General features: G+C 69.8%; 11 protein-coding genes. All 11 read left to right on the top strand.

From position 1 onward, the window contains the following. The 11 genes from ruvX to ABZ664_RS31355 all read left to right on the top strand — a co-directional run bounded on the left by ruvX (nt 1) and on the right by ABZ664_RS31355 (nt 11,219). Entirely contained in the window at nt 1–516 is a 516-nt protein-coding gene (gene ruvX, locus ABZ664_RS31405) for a Holliday junction resolvase RuvX (protein WP_362517761.1), read from the top strand. Beyond that, complete coding sequence (gene mltG, locus ABZ664_RS31400) at nt 513–1,550, top strand: endolytic transglycosylase MltG (protein ID WP_362517758.1); 1,038 nt, start codon at nt 513–515, stop codon at nt 1,548–1,550. The genes ruvX and mltG (ABZ664_RS31400) overlap by 4 nt, the downstream gene beginning before the upstream one ends. Nucleotides 1,551–1,713: 163 nt before the next feature. Continuing rightward, nucleotides 1,714–2,886 (top strand): endolytic transglycosylase MltG, encoded by a 1,173-nt coding sequence (gene mltG / locus ABZ664_RS31395; protein ID WP_362517755.1) that lies wholly within the window; start codon nt 1,714–1,716, stop codon nt 2,884–2,886. After that, nucleotides 2,883–3,707 carry a shikimate dehydrogenase gene (locus ABZ664_RS31390; protein ID WP_362518054.1) on the top strand — a complete coding sequence of 275 codons (825 nt, stop codon included), beginning with the start codon at nt 2,883–2,885 and terminating at the stop codon, nt 3,705–3,707. Before mltG (ABZ664_RS31395) ends, ABZ664_RS31390 begins: the two co-directional genes overlap by 4 nt. 334 nt (nt 3,708–4,041) lie before the next feature. Then, nucleotides 4,042–4,695, top strand: a complete 654-nt coding sequence (infC, locus tag ABZ664_RS31385) for a translation initiation factor IF-3 (protein WP_362518051.1) — start codon at nt 4,042–4,044, stop codon at nt 4,693–4,695. Nucleotides 4,696–4,825: 130 nt separating this feature from the next. Then, nucleotides 4,826–5,020 (top strand): 50S ribosomal protein L35, encoded by a 195-nt coding sequence (rpmI, locus tag ABZ664_RS31380; RefSeq protein WP_362517752.1) that lies wholly within the window; start codon nt 4,826–4,828, stop codon nt 5,018–5,020. Between the two features lie 24 nt (nt 5,021–5,044). After that, nucleotides 5,045–5,428, top strand: a complete 384-nt coding sequence (gene rplT / locus ABZ664_RS31375; protein WP_012892552.1) for a 50S ribosomal protein L20 — start codon at nt 5,045–5,047, stop codon at nt 5,426–5,428. 72 nt (nt 5,429–5,500) lie between these two features. Continuing rightward, entirely contained in the window at nt 5,501–6,316 is an 816-nt protein-coding gene (locus ABZ664_RS31370; protein WP_362517747.1) for an RNA methyltransferase, read from the top strand. Between the two features lie 79 nt (nt 6,317–6,395). After that, nucleotides 6,396–7,478 (top strand): ATP-binding protein, encoded by a 1,083-nt coding sequence (locus ABZ664_RS31365; protein WP_362517744.1) that lies wholly within the window; start codon nt 6,396–6,398, stop codon nt 7,476–7,478. Between the two features lie 121 nt (nt 7,479–7,599). Then, nucleotides 7,600–8,649, top strand: a complete 1,050-nt coding sequence (gene pheS, locus ABZ664_RS31360; RefSeq protein ID WP_362518048.1) for a phenylalanine--tRNA ligase subunit alpha — start codon at nt 7,600–7,602, stop codon at nt 8,647–8,649. Then, entirely contained in the window at nt 8,649–11,219 is a 2,571-nt protein-coding gene (locus tag ABZ664_RS31355) for a phenylalanine--tRNA ligase subunit beta (protein ID WP_362517742.1), read from the top strand. The genes pheS and ABZ664_RS31355 overlap by 1 nt, the downstream gene beginning before the upstream one ends. Nucleotides 11,220–11,222 lie beyond the last annotated feature (3 nt).

Here is an 11,222-nt window from a genome sequence, read left to right as displayed (position 1 = left end):
ATGAGAAACGGCATTCGGCTGGGCGTCGACGTCGGCTCGGTTCGCATCGGTGTGGCACGCAGCGACCCCTCGGGGTTGCTGGCCACGCCGGTGGAGACCGTCCGGCGCGGTAAGGGTGACCTCGACCGGCTCGCGGAGATCGCGGCCGAGTACGAGGTCGTCGAGGTGGTGGTCGGCCTGCCGACCTCGCTCTCCGGGCGCGAGGGGCAGGCGGCGGAGGCCGCCCGCGACTTCGCGAACCGGATCTCGCTGCGGCTGGCGCCGATACCGGTGCGGCTGTTCGACGAGCGGCTGACCACCGTCACCGCCCAGCAGGGGCTGCGGGCCAGCGGTGTGAAGGCGAAGAACCAACGTGGCGTGGTGGACCAGGCGGCCGCCATCGTGCTGCTCCAGGCCGCGCTGGACGCCGAGCGCGCCACCGGCAGGCCGCCGGGCGTTCCCGTCGGGTCCACCTCGGGCGGGCCCTCCCCGGGCGGAGGGGACGTCGGAAGACCGGGCGGCGGGTCCGTTCGGTGAATCGCCTGCGGCCGATGTGGTTGCTGGTGGCCGGGACGTCCGTGCTCGCCGTCGCCACGGGGACGGCCGGCTTCGTCATGATCCGCTCCTATCTCGTGCCCGCCGACTTCGAGGGCCCCGGCTCGGGGGCGGTCGTCGTCGAGATCCCCAGGGGGGCGAGTGCCGCCCAGATCGGGCTGGTGCTCGCCGACGCCGGGGTGGTGGCGAGTGCCAGGGGGTTCGTCGCGGTGGCGAAGGAGCAGGGCAGGACGGCCAGCCTGCCCCCGGGGCGCTTCAGGTTCCGCAGGGGCATGGACGCACTGTCGGCGCTCGGCATGCTGATGGCGCCCGGGTCGCGGATCGTTCGTACGGTCACCGTTTCCGAAGGGCTGCGCCTGCCCGAGTTGCTCGACAGGCTCGCCGACCAGACCGGTATGCGCCGGGCCGATCTGGCCAGGGCCGCGGCCGACGAACGGGCGCTCGGCCTGCCCCGATACGCAGAAAGCGCCGAGGGCTTCCTGTTTCCCGCCACCTACGAGATCGAGCCCGCCACGACCGCCTCGGGTGTGCTCACCGCGATGGTGGAACGTTACAAACAGATGGCCGCTCAGCTGAAACTGAGGAAACGGGCAAAGAAGAAAGGGTTGTCTCCCTTGGAAGCCGTCACGGTGGCGAGCATCGTCCAGGCGGAGGGTGGGCGGGATCCGGACTACCCGAAGATCGCTAGAGTGATCTACAACAGGATCGGGGCCCGGACGCCACTCCAGATGGACACCACGGTGCTGTACGCACAGGGACGCAGAACCCTGGAGGTCTCGCAGAGGGATACCGAGGTAAGGTCTCCCTACAACACCTACCTCAAACCGGGCCTGCCACCAGGACCCATCGCGAACCCCGGGGAGAAGGCATTGATCGCGGCACTCCAGCCAGATCAAGGTGATTGGTTCTGGTTTGTCACTATCGATCCGGAGCATAGAATCACGAAATTCACTGACACAGAGAGTGAGTTTGTGAGATACCGGGAAGAGCTGAACAAACACCTCGGGAAGCGTTGATGCCCGGCGGAATACCCCTCGTTCCGCCCCAGGCGGCGACCCGCACTCGCGGATCGGATGACGGCTCCCGAAGCACCGGGACGTCCTCCCGGGTGCTCTCCTTCGGTTCGGCACACCCGCTTGACGCCAGGCCGTCTCTAGCGGGAGATTGGCCAGCGCCTCTATGAACGATCTCGATATGGACTTCCTGGTCGGCTCCGACGACGAAGGTCGGTCGCGCCGAGGTTCCAACGCGTCCTCCGGCCGCGACTCGGGCCGCCGAGGCCGCCGCAGGAAGCGTCGCCGCAACCGGGGCGGCTTCCTCGCCCCCATGCTCGCGATCATTGTCCTGATCGGCGGAGTCGGCGCCGCCGGATTCTACGGCTACACCTGGGTCCGTGACGTGATGACTCCCGACGACTATGCCGGCCAGGGGAGCGGCGAGGTCGTCGTGGAGATCAAGGACGGCGACAGCGCCTCCGACATCGCCCAGACCCTGGAGGAGCAGGGGGTGGTGAAGAGCGTGAAGGCATTCGTCAACGCCGTCGCCGCCGCGGGCAAGACCTCCTCCCTGCAACCGGGCGAATACACCATGCGCAAGCAGATGGCGGCCGCCGAGGCCGTCAAGCTCCTCGACCCGGACAAGCGGCTGCGGGAGAGGGTCACCCTCAAGGAGGGGTTGCGCGTGAGCGACACCCTTGAGCAGCTCGCCAAGCAGACGGGCAAGCCCTTGCGGGAGTTCCAGCAGGCCGCGAGAAACACCCGCGAGCTCGGCCTGCCCTCCTACTCCAGGGGCAAGCTGGAGGGATACGCCTTCCCGGCCACCTACGAGATCACGCCCAAGATGACGGCCTCGGAGATCCTGACCAAGATGGTCGACCGCTTCAACCAGACCGCCGACAAGGACGACCTGCGGGGCAAGGCGAAGGCTCTCGGGCACACCCCGCACGAGATCATGACGATCGCCAGCATCGTCCAGGCCGAGTCGGGCACCAAGGAGGACATGGGCAAGGTGGCCCGTGTCATCTACAACCGGCTCGACGGCAACCCGCCCCGCAAGCTGGAGATGGACAGCACGGTGATGTACGCGCTGAACAAGTACAACATCGAGGCGTCCCACAAGGACCTTGAGAGCGAGTCGCCCTACAACACCTACAAGCACTTGGGGTTGCCCCCCGGCCCGATCGCCAACCCGGGTGACGAGGCCATCCAGGCGGCGCTCAACCCCACCAAGGGCGACTGGGTCTGGTTCGTGACCACCTGTCCGGCGAAGCGCGTCACCAAGTTCGCCTCGGCGGAGTCCGACTTCTTCGTGCTCAAGGCCGAGTACGAGAGGAACAAGGTGAACGGGTGCTGAGGGCGGCGGTCCTGGGGTCGCCGATCGTCCACTCGCTCTCCCCTCACCTGCACCGCGCCGCCTACGAGGGCATGGGGTTGCACGACTGGCGCTACGAGGCGATCGAGTGCGACGAGGCCGGACTCCCCGCCCTCCTCGCCGGCCTGGAGGGAGACTGGGCGGGGCTCTCGCTCACGATGCCGCTCAAGCGGGCCGTGCTGCCGCTGCTCGACACCGTCTCGGAGCTCGCGCTCCAGGTGGGCGGAGCCAACACCGTGATCCTGCGCGACGGTGTCCGGCACGGGGACAACACCGACGTGTACGGCATCGTCCGGGCGCTCGCCGAGGCGGGCGTGGCCCCGCCACGTGCGGCGACCGTCCTGGGCGGCGGGGCGACGGCGGCCTCCGCGCTCGCCGCCCTGCGCGAGCTGGGCCTCGACGAGGCGATCCTCGTGGTCCGCGACCCCGCCAGGGCGGGGGAGACCACCCGGGTGGCCGAGCGGCTGGGCATGGACCTTTCGGTGCGGACCCTCGACAAGCTCGACACCGCGACCGAGGTCGACCTGGTCGTCTCGACCCTGCCCTCCGGTGTGGCCGACGACTTCGCCGGGACGTTGGCGGGCGTGCCCGCCCTCTTCGACGTGGTCTACGCGCCCTGGCCCACCCGCCTGGCCGTGGCCGTGGCCGAGCGGGGCGGGATCGTCGTCGGTGGTTTCCCGATGCTTCTGCACCAGGCGGTCCGGCAGGTCGAGATGATGACCGGCCGCGCGGACGTGCCGGTGGAGGCGATGCGCGAGGCGGGTAAGGCCGAGATCGTCAGGCGTGCCGCTCCGGCGGAGTGATCGCTCGCGGGGCCGGGATGATTCTGTGTGAGCAGGCTGTTGTGGTAGAGTAACGACTCGATCGGTCCGGCGTGCCTGCTGGACGCGCAAGCGGAGGTCGTCCTCCCACCTCGTCGGCCGCAAGGTTGACAGGTCAGGATCACAACCGGGGTTAAACCTCCGGCAGAGCTTACGGCGTGAAGCCTTCGAGTTCATGTGGCCCCGCATGCGTGACGTGCGGGGCATCTTGCGTTCGAACGCCCTCAACAGGGTGTGCGTTCTACGACCTCCCGGCACGATCGAGCATGTTGCGGCCTCCTCCCGGACGGCCGCGGATCGCAACCTAGGAGGCCCCATCAGCGCCGAGCCCCGCATCAATGACCGCATTCGCGTGCCCGAGGTCCGCCTCGTCGGCCCGAACGGCGAGCAGGTGGGCATCGTCTCCATCGGCGACGCCTTGAAGCTGGCTCAAGAATCCGACCTCGACCTGGTCGAGGTCGCGGCAACGGCTCGCCCGCCAGTGTGCAAGCTCATGGACTACGGCAAGTTCAAGTACGAGTCCGCGATGAAGGCACGTGAGGCGCGCCGTAACCAGGCGTACACCATCATCAAGGAGATCAAGCTTCGGCCGAAGATCGATCCGCACGACTACGAGACCAAGAAGGGTCACGTGGTGCGGTTCCTCAAGGCCGGCGACAAGGTCAAGGTCACCATCATGTTCCGCGGGCGGGAGCAGTCCCGGCCCGAGCTGGGCTTCCGGCTCCTGCAGCGGCTGGCGGAGGACGTGACGGAGCTCGGCTTCGTCGAGTCCCAGCCCAAGCAGGACGGTCGAAACATGATCATGGTGATCGGGCCGCACAAGAAGAAGGCCGAGGCCAAGGCCGAGAAGGCCGCCGCCAAGGCGCGACATGACGAGAACCCTTCGGGGGACGCGTCATCGGCCGAGGACGGGACGCGCGTCAACGACGAGGTGTCCGTCAACGGAGCGGTGGCGGCTCCGCAGGAGTAACTCGCATAGCCTGGATCGTCAGGTAGTCGCGAGATCAGTCCGAGACCGGGTCCGGTCTCGTAGTCAGGCACGCCCTTGACTTGGGTTACCGGCCCGGGACATCGGCACGATCGAGGGAGAGACGGCTGAGATGCCGAAGATGAAGACGCACAGCGGTGCGAAGAAGCGGTTCAGGCTCACGGGTTCCGGCAAGCTTGTGCGCCGCCGCGCCAACCGTGCGCACTACAACGAGCACAAGCCGTCCACCTTGACGCGTCGTCTCAAGCCCGAGGTCGTGCTTTCCGAGGCCGACGCCAAGAAGATCAAGAAGCTGCTCGCTAAGTAACCGCCCCCGGGGAGATAGATACACATGGCACGCGTGAAGCGGGCGATCAACGCCAAAAAGAAGCGCAAGGTCGTTCTCGAGCGGGCGAAGGGCTACCGGGGTCAGCGATCCAGGCTGTACCGCAAGGCCAAGGAGCAGATGCTCCACTCGATGACGTACGCCTACCGCGACCGCAAGGACCGCAAGGGCACCTTCCGCCGTCTCTGGATCCAGCGCATCAACGCCGCTGCCCGCCAGAACGGCATCACCTACAACAGGCTCATCCAGGGCCTGCGGCTCGCCTCCATCGAGGTCGACCGCAAGATCCTCGCCGACCTCGCGGTCAACGACGCCGCCACGTTCGCGACGCTGGTGGAGGCCGCCAAGAAGGCGCTTCCCGCCGACGTGAACGCGCCGGTCGCCGGCTGAGCGAGGTACTGACGACCGTGCGGCCCGCAGCGATGACGCTGCGGGCCGCATTCGCATTCTTGGGGGACGGGCATGGCCGGGTCTGAGCTGACCAACATCAAGTCGCCGCGGGTCAAGGCCGCGCGGAGGCTGACGAAGCGGGCCTTCAGGGACCGCGACCGTTCCTTCCTGGCAGAGGGGCCGCAGGCGGTCCGCGAGGCGCTGGCGCTGGACGAGGTCGTGGTGGAGCTTTTCGCCACGGCCGAGGCCGAGTCGCGTCACGCCGACATCGTCGCCGCCGCCACCGCCGCGGGGGTGCCCGTCCATCGGGCCAGTGGCGAGGTGATGGCCGAACTGGCCCAGACCGTCACCCCCCAGGGGGTGCTGGCCGTGTGCCGCTTCGTGCACGTGCCCCTGGACACCTCCGTCGTCTCCGGTTCCACGCTGGTGGCGGTGCTGGCTCACGTCCGTGATCCCGGCAACGCGGGCACCGTGCTGCGTACGGCCGACGCCGCGGGCGCCGACTCCGTCCTTTTCACCGACGCCTCGGTCGACCCCTACAACGGCAAGTGTGTGCGGGCGAGCGCCGGCAGCCTGTTTCACCTTCCCGTCACCACGGGCGTCCCGGTGGCGCGGGCCGTGGAACACCTGAAGGGGGCCGGGCTGCGGGTGCTCGCCGCCGACGGCGCGGGCAGGCAGACCCTGGACGACGTGGACCTGTCGGGCCCGACGGCCTGGATCTTCGGTAACGAGGCGTGGGGGCTCCCCGAGGAGATCCTGAAGCTGGCGGACGAGGTCGTCCGGGTTCCCATCTACGGGCGGGCGGAGAGCCTGAACCTCGCGACCGCCGCCGCGGTCTGTCTGTATGCATCTGCCCGTTCTCAGCGCACCGGCCCCGGCCCCAGGTGACGCCGCCCGCCCGGCGAGGCTGCCGTACGGCGTGAGAAACCCGCTATTGTCGGCGATGTAGCGTCGAGGAGGCGGGGTCGTGCACGGCGAACACACCGGTGAGCGGAGCACCGATGCCGCTTCTGTGATCGACGTCGACGAGCTTCCCGACGGCCTCGTGGTGACCGACGGTGAAGGCCGTGTGCTCACCGTCAACCGGTCCGCGGCCCGTCTGACCGGCGTCACCCGCGAGCGGGCCGCGGGGCGGCACCTGCGCGACGTGTTCTCCTTCCACGACCACGACGGGCGCGACTGGTGGAAGTGGTTCGACCCCTACGGTGGCCTGTCCAGCCGGGCCCGCCAGCCCGAGCTGCCGCTGCGCACCTCCGGCGGCCAGGAGCTGCTGGTGGCCGCCCGGCTGGTGCGCGAGCCCAGGCGGGGTGGCGCGGTCGTCCGGGTGGTCATCACGTTGCGCGACGCCGGGGCCCGCGCCCGCCTGGAGCGCAGCCGCGCCGACCTGGTCTCCACCGTCGCCCACGAGCTCCGTTCCCCGCTGACCAGCGTCAAGGGGTTCACCGCGACCCTGCTGGCCAAGTGGACCCGCTTCACCGACGATCAGAAGCTCGTCATGCTGGAGACCGTCAACGCCGACGCCGACCGGGTGACCCGGCTGATCACCGAGCTGCTCGACGTCTCGCGCATCGAGTCGGGGCGGCTGGAGATCCACCGCCAGGTGGTCGACGTCCCGGCCAGGATCTCCAGGATCATCGCGGGCCGGGTGGCCGCGGGCGAGCCGGAGGACCGCTTCGTGCTCCAGGTGCGCGGTGAGCTGCCCGAGACCTGGCTCGACCAGGACAAGATCGATCAGGTGCTCGCCAACCTGATGGAAAACGCGGTGCGGCACGGGCGCGGTACGGTGACAATAGTCGTCGAGCCGAGTGAATGGGGAGTGAGCGTGTCCGTCCGCGACCAGGGGGAGGGCATCCCGCCCGAGCTGGTCACGCGCGTCTTCCGGCAGTTCTGGCGGGGCAACGCCCGCCGTCGCGGTGGCACCGGGCTCGGCCTGTTCATCGTCAAGGGGCTGATCGAGGCTCACGGCGGCACCATCTCCGTGCAGCGCGGGCCCGAGGGCGGCGCCGAGTTTCGATTTATGGTGCCCACCGGCACCCCCGACTTCGCCTGATCGCGAATGTCGGCCCGGTGGGCTTACCCGACTAGACTCATGGCCGCTCAAGCCCTGGATTCGGAGCTCTCTCTTGTCAAACTACGACCCGGTCGAGGTGACCCCGCTGCACGCCGACGAGATGGCGCGCATGCAGGCCGAAGCGCTCGACGCCATCAAGGCGGCGCGCGACCTCGAAGAACTCAAGCAGGTGCGCCTCGCGCACGCCGGTGACCGCTCGCCGATCGCCCTGGCCAACCGTGAGATCGGCGCGCTGCCTCCGGCGGCCCGCTCCGAGGCGGGCAAGCGCATCGGCGGCGCCCGCCGGGCGGTCGCCGACGCCCTCGCCGAGCGGCAGGCACAGCTGGAGGCCGAGCGCGACGAGCGGGTCCTCGTCGAGGAGACCGTCGATGTCACACTGCCCTCCACCCGCGCCCCCCGCGGCGCCAGGCATCCGCTCACCACCCTTCAGGAGCGCATCGCCGACGCCTTCGTCGCGATGGGCTACGAGGTGGCGGAGGGGCCCGAGCTGGAGGGGGAGTGGTTCAACTTCGACGCGCTGAACATCTCTCCCGACCACCCGGCGCGCTCGGAGCACGACACCTTCTTCGTGGAGTCCGTCGACTCCGGCAAGGTGCTGCGCACCCAGACCTCTCCCGTCCAGATCCGGGCGCTGCTCACCCGGGAGCTCCCGGTCTACGTGATCTCGCCGGGCAAGGTGTTCCGCACCGACGAGCTCGACGCCACCCACACCCCGGTCTTCCATCAGGTCGAGGGGCTGGCGATCGACGAGGGCCTGACCATGGCCCACCTCAAGGGCACCCTCGACCGGTTCGCCGAGGTGATGTTCGGTGAGGGCATCACCACCCGCTTCCGGCCCAACTACTTCCCGTTCACCGAGCCTTCCGCCGAGATGGACCTGAAGTGCTTCGTCTGCCGTGGCGCCTCCGCGCTGCCGGGCAACCCGCACTGCCGCACCTGCAAGTCGGAGGGCTGGATCGAGTGGGGCGGCTGCGGCATGGTCAACCCGCGGGTGCTCGTCGCCTGCGGCGTCGACCCCGCCCGCTACAGCGGCTTCGCCTTCGGTATGGGCGTCGAGCGCACCCTGATGTTCCGTCACAACGTCGAGGACATGCGCGACATGGTCGAGGGAGACGTCCGCTTCACGCTTCCCTTCGGAATGGAGATCTGATGAAGGTCCCGCTTTCATGGCTGCGGGAGTATGTCGATCTCCCCGCCGTCACGGCGCACGAGATCGCCGAGAAGCTCACCGCCGCCGGGCTCAAGCTCGAATCCGTCACCTCCTACGGCCACGACATCAAGAACGTCGTCGTGGGCGAGGTGATCTCCTTCGAGACGCTGGAGGGTTTCAAGAAGCCCATCCGCCACTGTCAGGTCGAGGTGGGGGAGGCCGCGCCGCGTGAGATCGTCTGCGGCGCGACCAACTTCGAGGCCGGCGACCGCGTTCCGGTCGCGCTGCCCGGCGCCGTGCTGCCCGGCGGATTCGAGATCGCCTCGCGCAAGACCTACGGGCGCCTGTCCGACGGCATGATCTGCTCGGAGGCGGAGCTCGGCATGGCCGACTCCTCACCCGGCATCCTCGTGCTGCCCGCCGGCACGCCGATCGGCGCGGACGTGGTCGAGTTGCTCGGCCTGCGTGACGACGTGATCGAGCTGGAGATCACTCCGGACATCGGCTACGCCCTCTCGATCCGGGGTGTGGCCCGCGAGGCCGCCACCGCCTTCGACTCGGCGTTCATCGACCCCGCCGACGTCTCCCCGCCCGCCGCGTCGGCCCCGTCCTATCCGGCCTCGATCGCCGACCCGTCGGCCTGCGACCGCTTCGTGCTTCGCGAGATCCGCGGATTCGACCCGTCGGCGCCGAGTCCGCTGTGGATGCGCGCCCGGCTCTCCCGCGCCGGTATGCGCCCGGTCTCGCTCGCCGTCGACGTCACCAACTACGTCATGCTGGAGATGGGCCAGCCGCTGCACGCCTTCGACGCGGCCAAGCTGACCGGCGAGATCGTGGTGCGCAGGGCCGAGCCGGACGAGACGCTGGAGACACTGGACCACGTGGTCCGCAAGCTCCACCCGGACGACATCCTGATCACCGACGGGTCGGGCGCGATCTCGATGGCCGGCACCATGGGCGGCCTGCACACCGAGATCTCCGACACCTCCACCGACATCGTGATCGAGGCGGCCCACTTCTCCGCCAGCGGCACCGCGCGCATGTCGCGCCGGCACAACCTGGTGAGCGAGGCCTCCAAGCGCTTCGAGCGGGGCGTCGACAGGGAGCTCCCGCTGTACGCCTCCTGGCGTGCGGCCGAGCTGCTGGCCGAGCTCGGCGGCGGTACGATCCAGCCGGGCGTCACCCACGCCGAGGTGGAGGTCGAACCGGTCCACATCGCCGTCCCGAGCGGTTACCCGGGCAGGGTCGCGGGCACCGCCTACGACCGCGAGACGGTGATCCGCCGCCTGGAGCAGGTCGGCTGCACGGTGGAGAGCCCCGCCGCCGCGACCGGGTCGGTGACGAGTGGCACGGCAGGCGGCACCGCCGCCACGGGCGACCCGGCCTCCGCCGGAATCGCCGCGAAACTCGCGGTCACCGGTGACGACATGCTGGCGGTCACCCCACCCTCATGGCGGCCGGACCTGACCGACCCGAACGATCTCGCCGAGGAGGTCATCAGGCTGGAGGGCTACGAGAACCTGCCCTCGATCCTGCCCGCCGCCCCTGCGGGCGCCGGTCTCAGCGAGAGCCAGCGCCTGCGCCGCAGGGTCGGCCGCGCCCTGGCCGCCGCGGGGTACGTCGAGATCCTCGCCTATCCCTTCACCGGGGAGCACGATCTCGACAACCTGCAGCTGCCCGCCGATGACGCGCGCCGCATGGCCGTACGGCTGGCCAACCCGCTCAGCGAGGACGAGCCGCTGATGCGGACGACGCTGCTGCCGGGCCTGCTCAAGACGCTGGTACGCAACGTGGGCCGGGGATTCGGCGACGTGGCGCTGTTCGAGGTGGGTCTGGTCTACCGGCCCTCGTCCGACGTGCCCTCCGTCGCTCCCGTGCTGGGCGTCGACCGCAGGCCGAGCCCGGAGGAGCTCGCCTCGATCGAGTCCGCGCTACCCGCCCAGCCGCTTCGGGTCGGGGTCGTGCTGGCCGGGGAGTTCGAGCCGTCCGGCTGGTGGAGCAAGGGTCGCCCGGCCGGCTGGGCGGACGCCGTCGAGGCGGCCCGCGTGGTGGCCGCGGAGGCCGGAGTCACCCTTGAGGTCCGCGCGGACCGGCACGAACCCTGGCACCCAGGCCGTTGCGCCGCGCTGTACGCCGGTGACGTGCTCGTCGGTCACGCCGGTGAGCTGCACCCGCGCGTCGTCGAGGCGTACGGCCTGCCGCCGCGCACCTGCGCGATGGAGCTGGAGCTGACCCGGCTGGAGTCGCTCGCCGCCGGTTCGCCGCAGGCTCCGGCGATCTCCGCCTACCCTGTCGCGAGTCAGGACGTCGCACTCATCGTCGACGCGGCGACCCCGGTGGCCGCCGTGGAGGCGGCGCTGCGCGAGGGCGCGGGCCCGCTGCTGGAGTCGATCCGGCTGTTCGACGTCTACACCGGCGCCCAGGTGGGCGAGGGCGGAAAATCCCTCGCCTACTCGCTGCGCTTCCGGGCGTCCGACCGGACGCTCACCGCGGAGGAGACCACCGCGGCCCGCGACGCGGCCGTGGCTCTGGCGGGGGAGCGCACCGGGGCGCGACAGCGCGGAGCCTGACCG

This window comes from Streptosporangium sp. NPDC006930 (assembly GCF_040635605.1).
GTDB lineage: Bacteria > Actinomycetota > Actinomycetes > Streptosporangiales > Streptosporangiaceae > Streptosporangium.
Note: the sequence above shows the minus strand (reverse complement) of the source record. Positions and strands in the feature narration are given on the sequence as shown.

What these genes read in the sequence shown, in the direction of transcription:
- rplT (WP_012892552.1), top strand. Translation starts at nt 5,045, where the DNA reads ATGGCACGCGTGAAGCGGGCGATCAACGCCAAAAAGAAGCGCAAGGTC.
- rpmI (WP_362517752.1), top strand. Translation starts at nt 4,826, where the DNA reads ATGCCGAAGATGAAGACGCACAGCGGTGCGAAGAAGCGGTTCAGGCTC.
- ABZ664_RS31370 (WP_362517747.1), top strand. Translation starts at nt 5,501, where the DNA reads ATGGCCGGGTCTGAGCTGACCAACATCAAGTCGCCGCGGGTCAAGGCC.
- ABZ664_RS31355 (WP_362517742.1), top strand. Translation starts at nt 8,649, where the DNA reads ATGAAGGTCCCGCTTTCATGGCTGCGGGAGTATGTCGATCTCCCCGCC.
- ruvX (WP_362517761.1), top strand. Translation starts at nt 1, where the DNA reads ATGAGAAACGGCATTCGGCTGGGCGTCGACGTCGGCTCGGTTCGCATC.
- mltG (WP_362517755.1), top strand. Translation starts at nt 1,714, where the DNA reads ATGAACGATCTCGATATGGACTTCCTGGTCGGCTCCGACGACGAAGGT.
- pheS (WP_362518048.1), top strand. Translation starts at nt 7,600, where the DNA reads ATGGCGCGCATGCAGGCCGAAGCGCTCGACGCCATCAAGGCGGCGCGC.